At 73.3% G+C, this 21,556-nt stretch carries 14 protein-coding genes; 12 read left to right on the plus strand and 2 right to left on the minus strand.

Going from position 1 to position 21,556, the window contains the following annotated elements; all coding sequences use genetic code 11:
• The first annotated feature begins 29 nt into the window (after nt 1-29).
• Together JYJ93_RS08485 and JYJ93_RS08490 are read left to right on the plus strand one after the other, a co-directional pair.
• Complete coding sequence (locus tag JYJ93_RS08485) at nt 30-953, plus strand: CHAP domain-containing protein (RefSeq protein WP_242543732.1); 924 nt, start codon at nt 30-32, stop codon at nt 951-953.
• Nucleotides 954-1,030: 77 nt separating this feature from the next.
• A complete protein-coding gene (locus JYJ93_RS08490) occupies nt 1,031-1,438 on the plus strand; it encodes a hypothetical protein (protein WP_206787795.1) in 408 nt (135 codons plus the stop codon).
• Nucleotides 1,439-1,451: 13 nt separating this feature from the next.
• Here the strand turns inward: JYJ93_RS08490 and bla are convergent, their stop codons facing one another.
• Nucleotides 1,452-2,198 carry a subclass B1 metallo-beta-lactamase gene (bla, locus tag JYJ93_RS08495; RefSeq protein ID WP_206787797.1) on the minus strand — a complete coding sequence of 249 codons (747 nt, stop codon included), beginning with the start codon at nt 2,196-2,198 and terminating at the stop codon, nt 1,452-1,454.
• Between the two features lie 114 nt (nt 2,199-2,312).
• Nucleotides 2,313-4,763, minus strand: a complete 2,451-nt coding sequence (locus tag JYJ93_RS08500) for a protein kinase (RefSeq protein WP_206787799.1) — start codon at nt 4,761-4,763, stop codon at nt 2,313-2,315.
• A 168-nt stretch (nt 4,764-4,931) separates the two neighbouring features.
• On the opposite strand from JYJ93_RS08500, the gene JYJ93_RS08505 reads away from it, so the two are divergent.
• The 10 genes from JYJ93_RS08505 to JYJ93_RS08550 all read left to right on the plus strand — a co-directional run bounded on the left by JYJ93_RS08505 (nt 4,932) and on the right by JYJ93_RS08550 (nt 21,537).
• On the plus strand, nt 4,932-14,471 hold the full coding sequence (locus tag JYJ93_RS08505; protein WP_206787801.1) for a flagellar hook-length control protein FliK: 9,540 nt from the start codon (nt 4,932-4,934) through the stop codon (nt 14,469-14,471).
• A 13-nt stretch (nt 14,472-14,484) separates the two neighbouring features.
• The gene (locus JYJ93_RS08510; protein ID WP_206787803.1) at nt 14,485-15,093 is read left to right on the plus strand and encodes a hypothetical protein; all 609 of its coding nucleotides are present in this window, start codon (nt 14,485-14,487) and stop codon (nt 15,091-15,093) included.
• Between the two features lie 57 nt (nt 15,094-15,150).
• On the plus strand, nt 15,151-15,846 hold the full coding sequence (gene queC / locus JYJ93_RS08515) for a 7-cyano-7-deazaguanine synthase QueC (protein ID WP_206787805.1): 696 nt from the start codon (nt 15,151-15,153) through the stop codon (nt 15,844-15,846).
• Entirely contained in the window at nt 15,846-16,451 is a 606-nt protein-coding gene (gene ddpX, locus JYJ93_RS08520; protein ID WP_206787807.1) for a D-alanyl-D-alanine dipeptidase, read from the plus strand. Before queC ends, ddpX begins: the two co-directional genes overlap by 1 nt.
• 98 nt (nt 16,452-16,549) lie before the next feature.
• Complete coding sequence (locus JYJ93_RS08525; RefSeq protein ID WP_206787809.1) at nt 16,550-17,788, plus strand: serine/threonine-protein kinase; 1,239 nt, start codon at nt 16,550-16,552, stop codon at nt 17,786-17,788.
• 44 nt (nt 17,789-17,832) lie between these two features.
• Nucleotides 17,833-18,645, plus strand: a complete 813-nt coding sequence (locus JYJ93_RS08530) for an alpha/beta hydrolase (protein WP_269012814.1) — start codon at nt 17,833-17,835, stop codon at nt 18,643-18,645.
• 117 nt (nt 18,646-18,762) lie between these two features.
• Nucleotides 18,763-19,392, plus strand: a complete 630-nt coding sequence (locus tag JYJ93_RS08535) for a methylthioribulose 1-phosphate dehydratase (protein ID WP_206787811.1) — start codon at nt 18,763-18,765, stop codon at nt 19,390-19,392.
• Entirely contained in the window at nt 19,389-19,934 is a 546-nt protein-coding gene (locus JYJ93_RS08540) for an acireductone dioxygenase (protein WP_206787813.1), read from the plus strand. The genes JYJ93_RS08535 and JYJ93_RS08540 overlap by 4 nt, the downstream gene beginning before the upstream one ends.
• Nucleotides 19,931-20,632 carry an acireductone synthase gene (mtnC, locus tag JYJ93_RS08545; protein ID WP_206787815.1) on the plus strand — a complete coding sequence of 234 codons (702 nt, stop codon included), beginning with the start codon at nt 19,931-19,933 and terminating at the stop codon, nt 20,630-20,632. The genes JYJ93_RS08540 and mtnC overlap by 4 nt, the downstream gene beginning before the upstream one ends.
• Nucleotides 20,633-20,652: 20 nt before the next feature.
• Entirely contained in the window at nt 20,653-21,537 is an 885-nt protein-coding gene (locus tag JYJ93_RS08550; protein ID WP_206787816.1) for an S-methyl-5'-thioadenosine phosphorylase, read from the plus strand.
• Nucleotides 21,538-21,556: the final 19 nt, after the last annotated feature.

The raw sequence follows: 21,556 nt of genomic DNA on the forward strand, positions 1-21,556 counted from the left end.
TGTTTGACGTAAAACGAATCCGGGGTTGAATGCGCCCGCTTTCACCCCCGGAGGACTTGTTGCTGCTGCGCCGTTCGTCGCTCGTCACCCTGATGTCGCTGGGCTGCCTGGTGGGTTGTGCGCACGTCCCGGACGCCGCGCCTCGCATGGCGGTGGAACTTCCGGTCGCGCCCGTCGCGCGGCCCCCGGTTGAAGCCCCAAGCGTCGCGCCGGTGGGCGCGGAGGGGGCACTGGGTGTGAAGGCTGAAGCGCCTCCGCCGCTGGCCTTCGTGATGCCGGAGGGGAGCGAGGGACTGACCGCTCTGCTGGATGCCGAGCCGCACCCGGTGCCGGAGGAGGCGGGCGTCATCGCGGCGGCGCTGGAGGCCGCGGCGCTGTTCACCGGGCCCACGCAGGGGCCGGGCGGCTTCTGGGATGAGCTGCTGCCTCCGCCGTCGAAGCTGGCGCGCGGCATCGTGGCGCGCGCGGCGCAGTTGGTGGGGGCGCGGCGGTTGGACCGCTCGGTGCCCAATGACTGTTCGGGGCTGGTGCGGCTGGCGTACATGCAGGCCGGCATCGACCTGGTGGCGCACGGCTTCCTCGCGGGCGAGAACGCGGTGACGGGCATCTTCCGCCGCGCGCAGGCCGTGGGCGCGGTGCACCGGCTGAACCCGCGTCCGGGCGACCTGGCGTTCTTCAAGGAGACGTACGACCGCAACCGCGACGGCAAGCGCAACGACGGCATGACGCACATCGCGGTCGTGGAGTCCGTGGCGCCCGACGGCACCGTGACGTTCATCCACCGGGGCGGCAAGGGCGTGGCGCGCAGCCGCATGAACCTGGCGCGCCCCACGGTGCACAAGCTGAACTCCGGTGCGCTGCTCAACGATTTCATCCGACCGGCGAGCAAGGGGATGCGCGCGTACCTCGCGGGTGAATTGTTCGTCGCGTTCGCTTCGCCTGGAGCTTTGTAGTCTCACGGCAGTCGCGGGGGCCTGCTCGCACCGCGAGCGCGTTTGAATCCAGACGCGGGTGTGGCGTCATCCCGCGCATGAGACTGCCCCTGACGTTGCTCCTCGGAAGCCTGTTGCTGTCATCCGGCTGCATCGTGGCGGAGACGCGTCCGCACAGGCCGCCTCCGAGGCCGCCGCCTCCGTCACGCCCCGTGGCGATGAGCTACGACGAAGCCGTGCATCGCGGGTTCGACCAGTGCCGTGCGCGCGGCTACCGCTGCGATTTGCAGGAGGCGCACCTCACCGGCAACAACGTGTGGAAGGTGAAGTTCCGCGTGGATGGCCGGGGCGAGAAGGGCCACCTGCACCTGGATTACGACGCGTACTCGCGCAACCTCATCAAGGTGAACGACAAGGTGAAGGACAAGGGCGGCCGCGGCTGGGACGACGACTGGGACGGCCCGGGGCGTGGCAAGAAGAAGGGCCACGCGCACCGGGACGACTGAGACACCGCGCGTTTCAGCGCGAGGTCTTCTTCAGCAGTGCCTCCGTGTGGTCGAGCAGCTCCGGTCCGCCGGGCTGCTCGTGGCCGGGGATGACGATGCGAGCGTTGGGGAAGTGCTCGCGCTCGCGCTGGATGCTCGCGGGCCACGCGGCGATGTCCGCGTCCTCCAGGTTGCCCAGGGTCTTCGCGTGGGCGTCCTTGATGAAGCAGCCGCCATAGAGGATGCCTGACGCCGGGTGCATGACGACGAGGTTGTCGGGCGAGTGCCCCGCGCCGGGGAAGAACACCGACAGCGGCCCGAAGTCCTGCGCATCCGCCAGCCGCTTCGAGGGAACGGGGTTGCCCTGCTTGCCCGCGCGCAGCGCCGTGTCCTCGCGAGCGTGGACGGGGATGCCCTGCGCGTCGAGCGTGGGAATGCCGCCGGTCCGGTCGAGGTGGAAGTGCGTCACCACCGCGGCGCGCACCGGATGGTGGAGCGTGTCGCGGGCCCAGGTGAGCAGCGCCTGGGCGTGCTCCGGCGTCCAGCCGGTGTCGACGAGGATGGACGCGTCACCGTCCTCCACGAGGAGCCCGTTCGCGGTGATACCCGCCCAGTCCCCGCCCGCTTCCGTGACATGCATCCACACGCCAGGCGCCATGCGCCGCACCCGCACGTCCTTCGCGAGCACGAACTCCTCCTGGGAAGGGGGAGGATTCACGGAGGGCGTGGAGGCACAGGCCGTGAGGAGGAGCAGGAGGGGACCGCAGCGCAGTGGATTCATGGGGCTCCAGGGAGGGGACCGCGAGAGAGGCCCGCCGCGAGTGCAAGATGGATGCACAGCGGATCCGCTGGGAACGCGCGGCCTGCGTGACACACGTGCGTCCGGAGGGCCACGCTACGGCGCGGACTTCTTCTTCAGCTCTTCGATGGCCCGGTTGAACGTCTGCGGGTTGCAGGCCTTGCCGCCTGGCGGGTTCTCCGCCGCGCGCGTGAGGGCGGGCAGGGCGGAGGCGTTGCCCAGGCTCGCCAGTCGCAACGCTGCCTTCGTGCGCACGCCGCAGTCGCTGGACTCCAACGCCGTGGAGTAGAGCCCCACCAGGTCCAGGCCCGGGGTGTCCTTCGAGTCCAGATAGCGCAGCGCTCCCCACTGCTTCGTCGAGGGAGTCCCCTTGGCCAGGGACGCGAGATGGGAGTGCACCGTCGTGGCGGGCAACGCCTCCAGGGCCCTGCGCGCGGAGATGTCCTTCTCGTTGTTCCCGAAGTCCTCGGCCAGTCCATCCAAGAGCCTCGGCTCTGGCGCCTCCCGGCCTTCCTCGTCGAGGCCCAGGATGAGGCCGTGCTCCTCGTTGTGCCTGTTCAGCGCGTGCTTCGCCACAGCGCGCAGCCGCGTCGCCTCCGCGTCATCCGGCGTGTCTGGCGCCTCCAGCCGCTGGAGCGCTTCCTTGGGCTTGCCGTCGTTCAACAGCCCGCGCGCCTGCACCAGCGGATCATTCGCGTGCGCCATCCAGGCGGCGCCCGCCACCACCAGCGCCAGGACACCCGCGCCGCCAGCCAGGACTCGCGGACGCTGACGCAAGGCTGCCACGCTCTCGCGCGCCTTCGCGCCCAGACCCGCCAGCGGTGACGGCTTCGTCCCGGAGTCGGGGATTCCCAGCGCCGCGCCGAACGGCGAGCCCTCCGTCGAGCGCGTCACGCGGTACAGCTGCACCTTCTCATCGCGCCCGGGCAGGGGGATGGTGCCGCAGGGCTCGGCGGCGGCCTCGGCGCGGTTTCGCACCATGTTCACGGCTTCGGTGAAGGTCACCTCGTCCGCGGCGGCCACGTGCTCCACCGCCTTCACGACCTCCATCGGCTCGCCGAGCACGGCGTCGTTCGTCACCAGCACCTCGCCCGAGTGCAGGCACACGCGGACGTGGAGCTGGTGCTCCTCCGGCACCGTCTGGTTGTAGCGCCACAGCGCCTGCTGCATCGCCATGCCGCAGCGGATGGACGCGGAGGGAGCCCGGAAGATCGCGACCAGCGCGTCGCCGCGCTTCTGCACCAGCTTCCCGTCGTGCTCGCGCACCAGCGGCATCAGCAGCCGGTCGTGCGTGTCCAGCATCCGCGCGTTCTCCTCGTGCGTCTGCCGGCTCATCCGGTCGGTGAAGCCCTGGATGTCGGTGAGCATCACCGTCACGTTCTGCGCCTTCGTCACCGGCGAGCCGCCGGTCACCGCGCCCAGCGCGCCCGACAGCAGGCCCGGGGTGCCGAACGCCGCCGTGCCCGTGCGCGGCGGTGCCTGCACCGGAGGCGCCGTCACCGGGGGCGCGGCCTGCGCCACGCCGAACGCCGACGTGCCGGAGCCCGGGCCCGCGGGCGCGGGGTTCACGCCGAACGCCGCCGTGCCCGAACCCGGCGCGGCCGGCGCCGCCGGATCCACCCCGAACGCCGCCGTGCCGGAGGACGGCGTCATGTTCGCGTGGACGATGGGCGTGCCCTGGCTGGGCGTGAACGCCATCAGCGCCGCGTGCGCCAGGCCCAGCGCGTCCGCCAGCTCGTTCGCCGTCTGGGGCCGCTTCGCTGGGTCCTTGTCCAACAGCCGCATCACCAGCGACAGCAGCCCCACGTAGCGCGACAGCTGCGGCGCCGCCCGGTCCAGGGGCAGCGGCGCGTGCGAGGCGTGCTGCGACAGGAAGTGGCGCGGCGTGGGCCCGTCGAACGGCAGCCGCCCGGACAGCACGCGGTAGGCCAGCACGCCGAAAGAGTACAGGTCGCTGCGCGTGTCCACCTTCGCGCCCACGGCCTGCTCCGGGGACAGGTACTCCGGCGTGCCCAGCACCACGCCCACCTGGCTGAGCGCGGTGCCGGCCTCCGGCTCCACCAGCCGCGCGATGCCGAAGTCCAACAGCCGCGCCTGTTCTCCTCGCGCGGACGGGGAGATGAGGACATTCTCCGGCTTCAGGTCGCGGTGGATGATGCCCTTGTCGTGGATGGCCGCGAGCCCTTCCGCCAACTGCTGGAGCAGCGCCAGCGCGCGGGGCGCCAGCAGCGGTCCGCCCTGGAGCGCGTCATGGAGGCTCTGCCCCTCCACGAACTCCATGACGAGGCACGCGGCGTCGCCGGACTGGCCGAAGTCCACGATGCGCACCACCGCCGGGTGCTCCACGGCGGAGAGCAGGCGCGCTTCGCGCTTGAAACGCTCGGCCATGCCGGCCTGGGCGTGGAGGTCGTGGTGGAGGACCTTGATGGCGACCTTGCGGCCCAGGGAGACCTGCTCGCCCAGGTACACCTCACCCATGCCCCCAGAGCCCAGGGGCTTGAGAACCCGGAATCGACCGTCGAGAACCAGTGCGTCGGGGGCCAGCACGGCGCGGCATCTTGCACGGCTTCCGCTTTGGGCGCATGACGTTCCTCCTGGACGGAATCACCTGGGAAACGCCTGGGTACGCCGTGCCCCGCCGCCTGCCTTCCAGCCAAGGGTTTGCCTAAAAATTCCAGGGCTTAGGGGTCATGGTAGCCTCCCCAGCCTCCTCCGATGGCCACCGATAGCGAGTCCCCCAAGCCCGTCGCGCCCGCTTCCGGCGCCGCCCCCGAGCTTCGCCTGTTGGATCGGCGTGCGTTCGTGGGCTTTCCGGCATTGGAGGTTCAGCCCGGGCTGCGCATCGCCGACTTCGCGCTCCAGATTCCGGACGTCAGCTTCCCGTTCAACGTCAGCGCGGGCGCCACGCGCTACCAGCGCAAGAAGCTGCTCTTCGGCTTCCTGGAGCTGACGGTCGACGCGGACCTCGTCACGCGCAAGGTGGCGGAGCTGGCCGGGCGGCTCGCGGGCGTGGAGGAGCTGCGGCTGCACTTCCGCCCCGGCTACCTGGAAGGCCAGGGCCGGCTGCCGGCGCCGGAGCGCACGCCGTTCACGTTCAAGATCGCCTTCGACGCGGACGGGGACCGGCTGGCCGTCTACGTCTACGACGTGCGGCTGTATGGCTTCTCCGCCACGCCGTCCGTGCAGCTGCCGGGCCTGTTGTCCGAGGCCGTGGGCGCGCTGGGCCTGTTGCCGGACGTGGAGGTGCGCGGCGCCACCGGCTTCTCCACCCGCGTGCTGCCCGCGCTGTGCGAGCGGGCCGCGCTGAGCCGGGGCTACAAGGTGCCCACGCTGGACACCGCGCGCCTGTCCGCGGCGGAGGTCTCCAGCACCGGCCTGCGTCTGCGCTTCGCCGCCGGAGGGCTGCCGCCGCCCGCCGCGCCGGACGAGGAGCTGATGCTGGCGCTGGAGGGCGCCCGGGCGTTCGCGGACGCGGAAGGGCTGGTCGCGCAGGGACGGCTCGCGGAGGCGCGGCAGGCGTACCTCCAGGCCGGTGACGCGCAGGACGCGCACCCGTTCGCGGCGGAGCGGCTCCTGGCGCTGCTCGTCGCGGATCCGCAGGCGCACGACCTGGCCCTGGATGTGGCGGCCACGCTGTCTCGCCGGCGTGACCGCAGCCCCGCGGCGCTGTGGGGCGAGGCCGTGGTGCGCGAGCGCCGGGGCGAGGGTGCCCGCGCGGCGGAGCGCTACCTGGCGCTGTGCGCGCTGGCCCGCCGCACGTCGGAAGAGGCCGCCGCGTTCTTCGCCGCCGAGGCCGCCGCGCGCTCCTCGCGAGACACCGCGCCCCAGGTGGCGGTGAAGGCGCTGCATGAGCTGCTGGGCCTCAAGCCGGACCACCTGCCGTCGTTGAAGGCGCTGGCGCGCGCGTCGGATCAGGCGCGCGACCGGGCGGGCGCGGTGCGGGCGTACCGGCGGCTCGCGGCCCTGGCTCGCGACCCGTTGGAGGCCGCGGACGCGCACGTGCATCTGGCGCGGCTGTGCGCGCAGACGGAGGACGACATCGCGGGGGCCCGGCTGCACTGCGAGGCCGCGCTGCGCCTGTCTCCGGATCAGCCGGACGCGCTCTTGCTGTTGGGCGAGCTGTGCCACCGCGGCGGTGAGCACCTGCGCGCGCTGAAGGCGCTGGACCGGCTGCGTGAAGTGTCCATGGCGCGCCATGAGCTGGACCGCGTGGGACAGGCGGACCTGCTCGCGGGCCGGGTGTGGGAAGACGGCCTGAAGCAGCCGGAGAACGCGCTCCTGCGCTACCGCGAGGCGGTGTCGCTGCTGCCCGGTGAGCCGGAGCCGCTGTTCGCCTCCGCGCGCGTGGCCGAGGGCCTGGGCCGGTTGCAGGAGGCCTTGAGCGGCTACCAGCAGGCGCTGGAGCTGGCGGGGCCGGCGCCGCGTTCGGAGAGCGTCCGTCACGCCGCGCACGAGAGCCACCACGCGCTGGCGCGGCTGTCGCGCACGAAGCTGGGCGACCCGGCGCGGGCGCGCGAGCACCTGGAAGCGGCGCTCGCGTTGGATCCGCGCGACGCCGTCGCGCTGGAGGAGCTGATCCCGTACTTCCGCGTCACCGGCCGCTCGCAGGAGCTGGCCGAGGCGCTGGAGAAGGCCGCCGCCCTCAAGGAGGAGCCGAAGGCCCGCGCCGCGCTGTGGGCCGAGGCGGGCGAGCTGTACCGGGGCAAGCTCCAGCAGGCGGACAAGGCCGACAAGCTGCTCACGCTCGCGCTGGAGGCGGACGGAGACCACCGGCCCGCGCTGGAGTCGCTGCTGGCGCTGGCCGAGGCCCGCCGTGATGGGGCGCAGCTCACGCGGTGCCTCGCGGCGCTGGCGCGGCTGACGACGGAGCCGAAGGAGCGGGCGCAGAAGTACCGCCGCCTCGCGGTGGCCGCGCGCGACCTGGCCTTTGATTTGGACCTGGCCGTGCACGCGTTGCAGGAGGTGCTGCGCGCGGAGCCGGACGACCTGCCGGCGCTGGGCGAGCTGTGCGCGTTGCAGCGCAAGCGCTCCGACCTGGCGGGGCTCGCCACCGCGCTGGAGGACCGCGCGCGCGTCGCGGAAGCGCAGGGCGACAAGCGGCTGGCGGCGGCGGCGCTGCGCGAACTGGCGGGCGTGCTGGAGGCGCGGTTGGGCCGCGTGGGCGACGCGCTGGTGGCGCTGGAGAAGGCCGCGCGGCTCGCTCCGGACGCGGCGGTGCTGCTGGACCTGGCGGACCTGAGCCTGCGCTGCGAGCGGCCCGAGCACGCCCGGCGCGCGCTGGAGTCGCTGCTGGCCACGCTGCCGCGCACCGCGGCGCCGGAGAAGCTGGCGGACGTGCGCGCCCGGCTGGGCCGCGCGTGCGAGCTCCTGGGTGACCGCGAGGGCGCCATCGCCGCGTACGCGCAGGCGTTCCCGCTGCGGCGGCTGGATGACGTGCTCGCCACGCGGCTGGAGGCCCTCTACACGGAGGCCGGCGAGACGCAGGCGCTGGCGGAGCTGTGGGCCACGCGCGCGCAGGCGCTGGCGGGCGCGGACCGTTCGGAGGAGGCGGCGCCGCTGTTCCTCCAGAGCGCGCGCGCCCTGCTGGAGCGTGGAGAGAAGGCCGCCGCGCTGATGCGCCTGTCCTCCGCGCTGGAGGCGAGCCCCGAGGGCCCGCTCGCGGCGGAGGTGCTGGAGGCCCTGGCCGAGCTGGAACTGGAGCGCGGCGAGAAGCTGGAGGCGGCGCGGCTGTACGCGCGGCGGGCCACGCTGGTGCCGGATGCCCGGGCGGGCGCGAAGCTGCTCTTCCGCGCGTCGCTGCTGGCCGCGGGCACGAGCCGCGAAGAGGCCTTCCTCGCCGAGGCGTTGGAGCGCGACGCGACGTTCGCGCCCGCGCGCATCCGCCGGGGCGAGCTGCGGCTGGCCACGGATGCCCGCGCCGCGCTGGAGGACTTCGAGGCGGTGCTGGCGCTGCCGCCCGCGGACGTGGATGCCCCGCGCGAGGCGGAGCGCGTGGCCCTCACGCGCAAGGCCGCCACCGCCGCCGTGCGCGCGAACCGCACGGACGCGGCGCGGCGCCTGCTCGCGGAGTTCTGCGCGCGCACGCCGGAGGACCTGGACGCGCGGCTGGAGCTGGCCGCGCTGCACCGCAAGGCCGGTGCCCGCGAGGCCCTGGCGGACCTGCTGGTGGAGCTGTGGCCGCGCCTGTCCGGAGATGCCCGCCGTCAGGCCCGCCGCGAGCTGGCCGAGCTGTGCCTCTCCCTGGGCCGCGCGAGCGCCGCGATGGATTCGCTGCGCAGCCTGCTGGCGGAGGAGCCGCAGGACGCGTGGGCGGCGCAGGCGCTGCTGGAGCTGCTGCCTCCGCCCGGTACGGGCACGCCGGAAGAAGAGTCCGAGCGGCTGGAGCTGCTGGGCACGCTGGTGTCCGCCGCGTCGGGTGAAGCCCGCGCCGAGCTGCTCGCGCGCCGGGCCATGCTGCACCGGAGCGCCGGCCGCACGGGGCCCGCGCGCGACGACTGCGCCCAGGCCGCGAAGCTGTCGCGCCGTCCCGCGCCGCTGCTGCTGATGCTGGCGGAGCTGGCGCGTGAGGCGTCGGACGCGCCCGCGGAGCTGGATGCATGGCGCCGCGCCGTGGCCGCCGACGCGACCCTGGGCACGCGCGCCCGGGAGCGGCTGCTGGCCCTGGCCACCGTGCTGCTGGAGAAGGACGAGCGCGCCTCCGCCGGAGACGCGCTGCGCGCCGCCATCGCGCTGGAGCCGCCCGCCGACGCGCGGTGCGATGCCTTCTTCCAGTTGGCCGAGCTGGCCCGCCGCGAAGGCAAGCCCGCGGACGAAGCCGCCGCGCTGGCCGAGGCCGCGCGCCAGGGGCCCACCGCCCGCCGCGTGGAAGCGCTCCTACTGCGCGCCGCGCTGCTCGAAGGGCAGGGGGACCGCGAGGCCTCCGCGCGCGACCTGGAGGCCGCGCTCGGTCTGGCGCCGCGCCACGAAGAAGCGACGCTCGCGTTGCAGCGCGTGCTGCGCGACCTGGAGGATTGGGCCCGGCTCGCGGAGCTGCTCGCCGCCGAGGCGCCCCACGCGTCGCCCGCCGCCGCCGCGTCGCTGTACTCGGAGCTCGCGAGCCTCTACCTCGACCGGTTGGGGCAGGGCGCGCCCGCGGAGGCCGCGCTGCGCCAGGCGCTGCGGCTGGCCCCGGCGGACGCGGCGGTGCGCCGCCGGCTGGTGTCGCTGGTGGCTGGCCGTGGAGAGTTGCTGGAGGCCGCGGGCCTGCTGGAGGCCGCGGCGGAGGACGCCGACGCCGCCGAGGCCGCGGCGCTGCTGCGCGAGGGCGTCACCTACGCGCGGCAGGCCCAGGAGCTGGACCGGGCGCTGGCCCTGGCGCGTCGCGCGCATGAGCGGGTGCCCGCGAAGGGCGAGGACCTGGCCACGCTGGCGGACCTGCTCTACCTGCGCGGCGTGGTGCGCGAAGCCCTGCCGTTGCAGGAGGCCCTGGTGCAGGCCGCGGACTTCCGCGCGGCCCCGGAGGCGGCGGAGGCCACGAGCCTGCGCCTGGGCGACCTGGCCGAACAGGCCGGCGATGTGAAGCGCGCGGTGGCCGCGTACCGGTACCTGCTCACGCAGCGTCCGCTGTGCGAGCGCGCCGTGGAGCGTCTCTCCGCGCTGCTGGAGCGCGACGACCCGCGCGGTGCCTTCGAGGTGCGCGTCGCCCACGCGCGCGTCCTGGCGCCGTCCGAGGACACCGTCTCGCGGCTGGTGTCGCTGGCGGAGCGGGCGCGCGAGGCGCTGGCGGACGCGGCCATCGCCGCGTCGCTGCTGTCCCACGCGGCGAAGATGGCGAAGGAGCCCCTGCCGCTGCGCCGCCGGCTCGTCGCCCTCTACCGTGAGACGGGCCGCACGTCGGAGCTGCTGGCGGAGCTCCAGCCGGTGGCCGCGCTCAGCCTCCAGGCCGGGGACGTGGACGCCGCGCTCGCGGCCTACGATGAGGAGGCCCGGCTCGCGGAGTCGATGGGCCGCACGGACGAGGCGCTGCGCTCGCTCGCCAACGCCCGTGACCTGCTCGCCGCCGGTGAACGCAACGCGGAGGCCGCCGCGTGTGAACGCCGCCGCGCGGAGCTGCTGCGCGACGTGAAGCTGGACCTGAACGCGGCGGAGGCCTCGCTGGAGCTTGCCTTCGGCCTGGCCGCGGAGCTGGACACCGCGCGCATGGGCGCGGCCCTGGCCGAGCGCCGCGACGACGCTGCCGCCGAAGCGCGCTGGTGGGAGCGCGGGCTGCCCCGGATGACGGGCACGCGCGAGGGCGCGGCGGTGCTGCTGCGCCTGGCCCGCCTGAACCTGGGCGAGCTCGCGGACACGGCGAAGGCGGAGGGCTTCCTGCGCCAGGCCTTGCGCCAGGACCGGTGGCTCACGGAAGCCGAGAACCTGCTCGCGGAGCTGTTGGAGCGCGACGGCCGGCTCGCGGAGCTGGCCGCCTGGTACGAGGAGTGCGCGGAGTCGGAGCTCGACGCCGACCGTCACGCGGCGCTGCTCCTCCAGGCCGCGGTCCTCTACCGCGACCGCGCGAACAAGCCAGAGGCCGCCGCCGCCGCGCTCATCGCCGCGCGCGCCGCGAAGCCGGACGACCTGAACCTGACCGCGCAGGCCGCGGAGCTGCTGCACCAGGTGCGCCGCCCCGCGGACGCCGCCGAGTTCGACGCCATCCTGTTGGAGGCGGATCCGTTCCGGGAGCCCGTCTTCACGCGCCACCGCGCTTATCTGGAAGAGAGCGGCGAGCGCCAGGCCCTGGCCGAGCTGATGCTCCGCCGCGCCGAGCGCCAGACGCCCGCCGAGGCCGCCCAGAGCTACCTCGCCGCCGCGAGCGCCTTCCGCGAAGAGGGGGCCCGCGAGCGCGCCATCCTCTGCGAGGACCGCGCCTTCGAGCTGGACCCCGCCAACGCGGAGGCCTTCCAGCACGTGCGCGAGCGCGCCGCCGGTGACGTGCGCCGGCTGGCGGACCTGCTGGGCCAGCGCGCGGAGGCCGTGGCCCCCACGGAAGCGCTGCCCCTGTTGCGTGAGCGGGCCCAGCGCCTGCTGGACGCGGGCGAAGCGCTCAAGGCCGCGGAGGCCTTCGACGACTACCTGGGCCGCGCGAACGGTGACGTGGACGCCCTCTGCGCTCGCGCCGAGCTGGCCGCCCAGGGCGGAGGCCCCGCCGCCGCGCAGCCGTATGACCGCCGGGTGCTGGCGCTGGGCGGGGACTCGCTGCCGGTGCCGGTGCGCGTGCGCACGTGGCTGCGCCTGGGCCATGCGTCGCTCGCGTCGGGCGCGTTCCACGACGCGGCGGACGCCTTCGAAGCGGTGGTGTCGCTGGAGCCGGAGGGCGCGCGCGGCGGTGAGGCGCTGTCGCTGCTCGCGGAGGTGCACTCGCGCACGGGCAACGGCCCCGGCCTGTACCGGGCGTCGTTGCAGCTGGCGCGCAGGGCCCAGGACGCGGCGACGGAGGAGGTGCTGCTGCGCCGCGCGGCCGACCTCTTCGACGACCCGCGCGAGGCCATCGACGCGCTGGTGCCCCTGGCCCGGCTGCGCCCCGCGGACGCGGGCGTCATCGACCGCGCGGTGGAGGGCCTGCGCGCCCTGGGCCGCCATGGCGACCTGCTGGGCATCTACGAAGCGGGCGCGGAGGCCGCGGGAGGTTCGCGCGCCGCGGAGCTGCTGCTCGCCGCCGCGTCCGTGGCGAACGAGTCGCTGTCGGACGCGGACACGGCGTGGGCCCTCACGCGCCGCGCGGCGGAGGCGGATCCGGAGAACCCGGCCGCCCTGCGCGCGCTGGTGGACGGCCTGCGTGCGCGCAAGGAGTCCACGGAGCTGCTCGCCGCGCTGGAGCGGCTGATTCCGCTCACGGACGACGCGGACGAGTCCGCGGTGCTCCGGCTGGAGCTCGCGGGGCTGGCGAAGGACGCGGGCCGCGAGGAAGCCGCCCGCGACGCGCTGGAGGCCGTGGTGGCCCGGGGCGCTTCGGGTGCCGGCTACGCCGACGCGCTGGAGGCCCTGGAGCCGCTGCTCGGTGATGCGCACGCGCGCCGCGCTGAAGTCCGCGTGGCCCGCGCGGAGCTCGCGTCGGGCGAACAGCGCGTGTCGCTGCTGGTGGCCGCCGCGCGCGCCTTCGAGAAGGCGGGCCTGCTGGAAGACGCGCTGAAGGCCGCGAAGGCCGCCGTCGCCACGGAGCCGGACCTGCGGGCCGCGCTGCTCGTCGCGCACCTGCACCGCGCCTCCGGAGACGCGCCCCGCGCGGCCCGCGCGCTGTTGCAGGCGGCCCGGCTCGCCGCGCCGGAGGAGCGTCCCCCGCTGCTGCTGGAGGCCGCCGGCCTCTGGGAGAAGGCGGGCGAGATGGGCGAGGCGCTGGAGGTCGTCGAGCGCATCGCCACCGACGCGCCGGACATGCTGTCCGCGTCGGAGCTGGCCGAGCGCTTCGCCCGCCTGGGCGCCTTCGCGCGCGCCCTGGACGTGGGCTTCACGCCCGCCATGGCCGCGGGCGAGTACACCGACGCGCTGGCCATGGCCGCGCAGGCGGGCGACGTGGCCCGCACGCGCGTGGCCCTCTGGGCCCTGGTCGCGACGCCGGACGCGGACCCCGCCCACGCCACCGCGCTCGCGGACGGTCTGCGCGAGGACGCGGAGTGGGAGGGCCTGCTGGAGCTGGCGGCCCTGTCCTACGACCGTGACGCCGCCTTCGCCGTGGCGCTGCGCGACGAGGTCCTGCGCGCCCGTCCGGCCCCGGTGCTCGCGCGCCTGCGCGCCCTGGAGGAGCTGGGCGGAGAGCCCGGCCTCGGCGCGCGCCTGATGCTCCTGCTGCCGGAGCTGGGCCTGGAGCCGGAAGCCCTGGCCGAAGCGGTGCTCGCCCGCGTGCGCGCGCTGCCGGAGCCCGCGCGGCTGGAGTCCCTGGCCTTCGCCGCGGACGGCTGGCCCGCGCGCCGCGAGGAGCTGCTGCGCGAGCGCTACGCCCTGGAGCGCGAGCTGGGCCGCCTGGAGTCCGCGGAGCGCACGCTGGCGCTCATCGCCCAGGACACGAACGACGCGAAGGCGCGCGCGCTGCTGCACCTGGAGCGCGGTGAGCTGCTGCAAGGCCCCCTGGCCCAGCCCGCCGAGGCGCGCGAGGCCTTCGAGGCCGCCCTCACCGACGACGCGGACAGCCTCGCCGCCGTGCAGGCGCTGCTCGGGCTGGTGGACGAGGCGCGCGAGTCCACCGTGTTCCTCACGCTGGCGGACGCCCTCGCGAAGCTCGCGGGCGCCGACGCGTGGGCGCCGTACCGCGAGCGTCTGGCGGACGCCTACGAAGCGCAGCAGCGCTGGGCCGAAGCGGCCACGCAGCTGGAGCAGCTCCCGGACACGGACGAGCGGCTGGCCCGCCGCGTGAAGTTCGCGGACGCGCGCGGCCTGGTGGGCGAAGCGCTGCGGCTGCGCGAGCGCCTCACCCAGGACCCGGCGGAGCTGGAGGTCATCCTCCGCGGCTACCTGGACGCGCAGCTCGTGGGCCCGGCGGTGCGTCTAGCGGAGCGGCTCGCGGACGCGAAGCAGCTCACGCCCGCGCTGACGCGGTGGGTGACCGAGCGCTTCTCTCCCGTCCCCGACGGCGCGGTGCTCGCGGTGCGCTTCTGGCCCGCGCTCCTGCGTGAGAAGTGGCCGGACGTGGACGGCTGGACGCTGTACGCGGAGGCGCTGCGCGCCCTGGGCCGTCCGGAGGCGGAGCGCACGGACGGCATCGGCGCCGCGCTCGTGGCCAGCGACGCCCCCGCGCCGCGCGCGCCCGTGTCCCGCCTGGAGCGCCCCGCGCAGGACTTCCAGCACCCGGAGCCGGAGGGCCTGGTGCCGGTGACGGAACAGAGCCTCGCGCGGCTGCACGTCGCGCTGGGCCCGGTGCTCGAGTCGCTGGGCGCCGAAGGCGTGCGCGTGTCCGTGGATCCGCGCGGCGGCGTGGAGGCGTACCTCACGTCGCCGGACGCGCTGGTGGTGGGCGCGGGCGCGCTCGGCTGCTTCGGCGCGGTGGAGCTGGGCTGGCTGTGCGCGCTGGCGCTGGCGCTGGGCTCGGAGGGCGTGGAGCTCACCCGCCCCGGCGCGGTGCTGGCGTGGGAGGACGCGGCGGTGGCGGCCTGGCGCGCGATGCCCGCGTCGCTGGCGGCGGGGCGCGTGCTGGCGCGGTTGGACTCGGACGTGCGCGGCGGTGACCCGACCGGCGTGGATGTGGGTGCGGTGCTGTCCCGCAGCGAGGCCTTCCGGCAATTGGCCCTGGCGTCGCTGGACGCCTAACCTGGAGGGCGTCATGCACCTGAAGCGACTGGCAGTGGCGCTCTTCCCCGCGGCGGCCCTGGCCGTGGCGGTGGGCTGTTTCTCCGACCCCGTCTACCCGGGCAACCAGGTGATGGGCACGTTCCGCTTCCAGGCGAAGCTGGACGCCGCGCGCACCACGTGTGACGCGGGCTCGCGCGACTTCGCGCAACTGGACGACGCGGGCAGCTTCTTCTTCGAGGGCACCTTCTCCCGCGACACCGACGCGGGCACGGGCTTCTTCACCGTGCAGGGCTTCTCACGCGACGCGGGCTACACCGGCCAGAGCGTGTCCTCCACCCACCGCGCCACCGCGCGCCGCGACTCGTGCGGCACCGGCTGCGAGGACTCCGAAATCGAGGAGGCCATGAACGTCATGCTCCTGAGCGACAGCCAGGCGCGCAACGTGGCCCGCGACTGCAAGCGCCTGGACGGCGGCGTGCCGGAGGGGGACATCCCCGCGCCCACGGAGAACGGCTACGACGTGTCGCTCGCGTGCGGCACGCTCACGGACATCTTCCTGCCGGGCAAAGGGGCGAGCTGCAAATGCAACCCGGTCACCTGCACCACCGTGTACACGGTGAGCGGCGACCGCATCGACTGAAACACCCGGGGCCCGTCCCCGTCGTGTAACGTGCGCCGCCCCGAAGTGGAGGATGGAATGGCGAAGCGTGCGGTGGTGCTCCTGTCCGGAGGCCTGGACTCAACGACGTGCCTGGCGATGGCGAAGGCGGACGGCTTCGAGCCGGTGTGCCTGTCCATCGCCTACGGACAGCGCCACTCGGTGGAGCTGGAGCGGGCCAGGAAGGTCGCGGCCACCATGGGCGTGCGCGACGTGCGCGTGGTGACGGTGGACCTGCGGCAGGTGGGCGGCTCCGCCCTCACGGACGACATCCCCGTGCCCAAGGACCGCACGGAGGACGCCATGTCCCACGACGTCCCCGTCACCTACGTGCCCGCGCGCAACGCGCTGTTCCTCTCCATGGCGCTGGGCCTGGCGGAGGTGGTGGGCGCCACGGACCTCTACATCGGCGTCAACGCGGTGGACTACAGCGGCTATCCGGACTGCCGCCCGGAGTTCATCCGCTCCTTCGAAGCCATGGCCCAACTGGCCACCAAGGCGGGCGTGGAGGGCGCGACCTTCAAGGTCCACGCGCCGCTGTCCGGCCTCACCAAGGCGGAAATCATCCGGGCCGGCGTGAAGCTGGGCGTGGACTACGGGATGACGCACTCCTGCTACGACCCGGACGCCCAGGGCCGCGCGTGTGGCCGCTGCGACAGCTGCCTGTTGCGCGCGAAGGGCTTCCAGGAGGCGGGCGTGCCGGACCCCACCGTGTACACGGACGGGGTGCGCTGATGCTCCCGGCGGCAGGCCTCACGCTGACCCTGGCGCTGCTCGGAGGCGCACCGAAGACCGAGCTGGTGGACGCAACCACCGTCATCCCGGACCTGGTGCTGGACCTGCGCTACGCGACGAAGGACAACTTCCTCAAGCGGCAGGTGTACCCGGACGGCGCGCGGTGTCTGTTGTTGCCGGACTCCGTGAAGCGCCTGTCGAAGGCCGCGGAGGTGCTGCGGGCCCAGGGCTACCGGCTGAAGGTCTACGACTGCTACCGGCCGCGCGCGGTGCAGTACGAGATGTGGAAGATCCTCCCGAAGCCCGGCTACGTGGCGGACCCGCGCAAGGGCTCCAACCACAACAGGGGCGGGGCGGTGGACCTGACCCTGGTGACGAAGGACGGGGCGGAGGTGGAGATGCCCACCCCCTTCGACGACTTCACCCCCGCGGCGCACCACGGCTACACCGGCGGCACCCCCGCCTCGCGCGAGCACCGGGAGGTGCTGCGCAAGGCCATGGAGGGCGCCGGCTTCAAGCGCAACCGGATGGAGTGGTGGCATTACGACCTGCCCGGCGCTACGAAATTGCCGGTGCTGGACGTGCCCTTCACCCCCGCCGGGTGACGCCTGGCTGCCTGCCGGCCCAGTGGTTTCGGGCGGTTGCGTCACGGACTGCGCGTAAGTGGGCGCGCGCGGGGAGTGCCTGCTATTCCTGGCGTCCCATGAGTCAATCGCTCGCGGCCGGCCTGGAAAACACGCTCATTTCTCCGAACTCGGGAGCCGCCTCGCTGGCGCCCACGCTGGCGCCGGGGGGATCCACGACCCAGCGGCGAAACACCGTGCTGCCGCGCGTGGAATGGAAGGGCCAGCAGCCCAGCGTGATTCCGCTCCAGCGCGAGCGCTTTGAAGAAGTGCGCCCGCTGGGGCAGGGCGGCATGGGCGAGGTGGTGCTCATCCGCGACCACGACATCGAGCGGGAGGTCGCGCTCAAGCGGCTGCCCCCGGGCGCGGACCTGGACCGCGTGCTGCGCTTCGTGGAGGAGATCCGCACGGTGGGCATGCTGGACCACCCGAACATCGCGCCCGTGCACGACGTGGGCGTGGATGAGCAGGGCCGGTACTACTTCCTGATGAAGCACCTGAAGGGCGAGACGCTGGAGTCCATCATCGCCCGGCTGCGCAGCTCGGAGCTGGACGCGCTGGTGCGCTATCCGTTCCAGGTGCGGGTGCAGATCTTCCTGGGCGTGCTGCACGCGGTGTCGTACGCGCACGGCAAGGGCTTCATCCACCGCGACCTGAAGCCCGCGAACATCATGGTGGGCCCCTTCGGCGAGGTGACGGTGCTGGACTGGGGCCTCGCGCGCCGCGTGGGTGCTTCCGCGGCCCGGGCGCTCCCGGCCGGCGAGCCGACGGACCTGCACTCGGCCCGGCCGCTGCACACGGAGCTGGGCTCCGTGGTGGGCACGCCGCTCTACATGTCCCCGGAGCAGGCGCGCGGCGAGCACGAGACGATGGACGCGCGCAGCGACGTCTACAGCCTGTCCGTCCTCTTCCACGAGCTCCTGTCGCTGGGGCACTACCTGGAGGGCCTCCAGTCGGTGCCGGACATCATGACGGCGGTGCAGACGCGCGAGCTGAGCATGGGGGCCATGCACAAGAACACCGCGCAGGGCCCGGTGCCCGCGGAGCTGATGTGGTTCGTGAAGAAGGGGATGAGCAAGGACCCCAAGGACCGCTTCAATTCCGTGGACGACATGGTGGCGCAGCTGCAGGCCGCGCTGGAGGGCCGCATCCACGTGCATTGCCAGCGCACGATGCTGAAGAAGACCCTGCACAAGGGCCTGCGCATCGCGGACCGCAACCCCATGGCCCTCACGGCGGCGGGCGTGGTGGGCGCGGGCCTGGTCATCGCGTCGGCGGTGAACCTGGGCCTGTCGCTCTTTGGCGCGATGCTGCACTGAGCCTTCTGTCGCCCCGAATGCGCGCGGTGTGATGGAGTGCCGGCGTGCAACGCCTCCGCCGCCTCCTCATGGCCTTCGTCCTCATCACCGGCATGCTGTACCTCGCGCTGTGCGCGGTCCTCTTCGCCGCGCAGCGCTCCCTCATCTACCCCGCGCCCCGCTCGGAGCCCTCGAAGCTGCGTGACCAGCCGGGCTTCGGCGTGGTGCCGCTGGCCACCGGTCTCAACGTGGACCGCTTCTATCTGCCCGCGCCTCCGGGAGCCCCCACCGTGGTGCACTTCCACGGCAACGGCGAGCAGCTCCTGTGGCAGCAGGGATTGGGGCAGGCGCTCGGGGACGCGGGGCTGGGCTTCCTCGCGGTGGAGTACCCGGGCTACGGCGCGTCGCCGGGCAGCCCAACCGAGGCGGGCCTGTATGCGTCCGCGGAGGCCGCGCTCCAGTTCTTGCGCGACCAGGGCGTGAAGCCGGAGGACATCGTGCTCAGCGGGCGCAGCCTGGGCACCGGCGTCGCGGTGGAGATGGCGCGGCGCGGATATGGCGCACGCATGGTGCTGGTGTCGCCGTACACGTCCATGGTCGCCATGGGCCAGCGCACCGTGCCCTTCCTGCCCGCGGCGCTGCTGATGCGCGATCGCTTCCAGTCGCTCGACAAGGCGAAGGACATCCCCATCCCCGTCCTCATCATCCACGGCGAAGAGGACGAAGTGGTCCCCGTGGACATGGGCCGCACGCTGGGCCAGCGCTTCCCGAAGGCCCGCGTGGTGACCGTGCCGGGCGCGGGCCATAACGACGTGCTGGAGCGGGACGGACAGCAGGAGTTCGCGCGGCTGGCCACGTTCGCGCTCGACGGGACCTGAGCGGCCCGGCATGACGTCCTGCGTCGCGTTCCCTTGCGCCTACCGGCGACCGGCGGACTATGCTCCGTGTCATCAACGCGATGTTTCATCGCGTCCTCAAGCTCCCCCGAGGGATGGATGAGCATCGAACCGGCCCCCGCCGCGCCCCTGTCCGAAGCGGCCCGTGAAATCGTCGAGGTGGGCCGCTTCTTGAGCGTGCGCAACTTCGTGCCCGCCACCAGCGGCAACTTCTCCCGCAGGCTGGATGCCCGCACCTGCGCCGTCACCCGCTCCGGCGTGGACAAGGGCGAACTGGTGGAGGCGGACATCCTGGTCGCGGACATCCACGCGCCGCCGCCCAAAGGGTCGTCCGCGGAGACGCCCCTGCACCTCCAGTTGTACCGTGACCGGCCGGAGGCTCAGGCCGTGCTGCACACGCACTCCGTGGTGGCCGCGCTCCTATCGAACCTGCGGCTCGCGGAAGGCGAGCTGGTGCTCCAGGACTTCGAATTGCTCAAGGCCCTGGGCGACACGCGCACGCACGAGACGGCGGTGTCCATCCCCATCTTCCCCAACGACCAGGACATCCCCCGGCTCGCGGACAAGGTGACCGCGATGCTCACGAAGCGCACGGAGTTGGTCGCGTATCTCATTGCCGGACATGGGCTCTACACCTGGGGCCGGAGCATGGCCGAGGCCCGCCGCCACGTGGTGGCGCTGGAACACCTGCTGACGTACGAACTCGAGAAGATGAAGGTGCGGCGATGAGCAAGCTGATTGTCTACAACGACCACCAGCCGGAGACGCCGCTGGGCGTCTTCACCGAAGCCGAGGACATCCGCCGCGAGCTCAAGCCCGCGGGCGTGCGCTTCGAGCGCGTGAACGCCTCCGTGGACCTGCCGGACGGCGCGGGCCAGGAAGAGGTCCTCGCGGCCTACAAGCACATCGTGGACGCGGAGATGAAGGCCCACGGCTACAACACCGTGGACGTGGCGCGCATCAAGCCGGACGCCCCCAACGTGGAGGCCGCGCGCGCGAAGTTCCTCTCCGAGCACGCCCACACGGAGGACGAGTCGCGCATCATGGTGGAGGGCAGCGGCTGCTTCTACCTGCACGCGGGCGACAAGGTCTTCCAGGTGGAGTGCACGCGCGGTGACCTCATCAGCGTGCCGGAAGGCATGAAGCACTGGTTCGACATGGGCGAGAAGCCCCGCTTCGCCGCCATCCGCTTCTTCATCCGCCCGGACGGCTGGGTGGGCCACTTCACCGGCGAGACCATCGCCGAGCGCTTCCCGAAGTACGCTCCGTGAGTGCTCCCAAGGCGGTCGTCACGGACATCGAAGGCACCACCAGCTCCATCGCCTTCGTGAAGGATGTGCTCTTCCCCTTCGCCCGGAAGCACCTGGCGGAGTACGTCGCCACGCACGGGCAGTCGCCCACCGTGCGCCAGTGCCTGTCCGACGCCCGCACGCTCGCGGGCGAGCCCGGCCTGGACGAGGTGGGCACCGTCGCGCTGCTCCAGCGCTGGGCCAACGTGGACCGCAAGGCCACGCCGCTCAAGACGCTCCAGGGGCTCATCTGGGAGGAGGGCTACGCGCGCGGTGAAATCAAGGGCCACGTCCACGCGGACGCGGCCCGGGCCCTGCGCGAATGGCACGCGAAGGGGATGCTCCTGTATGTCTATTCCTCCGGCAGCATCGCCGCGCAGAAGCTCATCTTCGGCTACAGCGTGGAGGGGGACCTGACGCCGGTGTTCTCCGGCTACTTCGACACCACCACCGGGCCCAAGGTGGAGGCAGCGTCGTACACGAAGATCGCCCAGGCGCTGGAGCTGCCCCCCGGCGACATCCTGTTCCTCTCCGACAACACGGCGGAGCTGGACGCGGCGAAGCAGGCGGGCCTGCGCACCGCGGCCCTGGACCGGGGCGAGGTGGCCCTGCCGCCGGGCCACGGGCACCCGGTGTTCCACGACTTCACGTCGCTCGACCCGTTCGCGCACGTGTCCTGAATCCCTAGCGGAGTTTCCCCATGTCGAGTTCCAACAAGCCCGTGCTGGGCATCATCGGCGGCAGCGGCCTGTATCAGATTGATGGCCTGACGGATGTCTCGTGGCGCCGGGTGTCGTCGCCGTTCGGTGAGACGTCGGACGAGTTCTGCTTCGGGCGCATCGGCGACCAGCCGGTGGTGTTCCTGCCGCGCCACGGTCGCGGGCACAAGATTCCGCCGTCGGAGCTGAACTTCCGCGCGAACATCGACGCGCTCAAGCGCAGCGGCGTGACGGACATCCTCTCCGTCTCCGCGGTGGGCAGCCTGCGGGAGGACCTGCCGCCGGGCACCTTCGTGGTGGTGGATCAGTTCGTGGACCGCACCTTCGCGCGCACGAAGAGCTTCTTCTCGCAGGGGCTGGTGGCGCACGTGTCCATGGCGAAGCCCACGTGCTCGCGCCTGGGTGACGCGGTGATGTCCGCGTGCGAGGGCCTGGACATCCAGGTCGTGCGCGGCGGCACGTACCTGGTGATGGAGGGCCCGCAGTTCTCCACGCTGGCGGAGAGCAAGCTGTACCGGCAGTGGGGCTGCGACGTGATTGGCATGACCAACATGCCGGAGGCCAAGCTCGCCCGTGAAGCGGAGATCTGCTACGCGAGCGTGTCGATGGTCACGGATTACGACTGCTGGCATCCGGACCACGACGCGGTGACGGTGGACCAGGTGGTCGCGGTCCTCCTGGGCAACGCGGGCAAGGCGCGCGGGCTGGTGAAGAACATCGCGCCGCTCGTGAGTCAGCACACGTCGCTGTGCAAGGCCGGCTGCCAGACGGCGCTGGAGCACGCCATCATGACGTCGCCCGACGCGCGCGACCCGGCCATGGTGGAGAAGCTCTCCGCGGTGGCGGGCCGAGTCCTCAAGCGCTGAACGCACGGAACAAGGAAGA

The organism is Corallococcus sp. NCSPR001 (assembly GCF_017309135.1).
Lineage (GTDB): Bacteria > Myxococcota > Myxococcia > Myxococcales > Myxococcaceae > Corallococcus.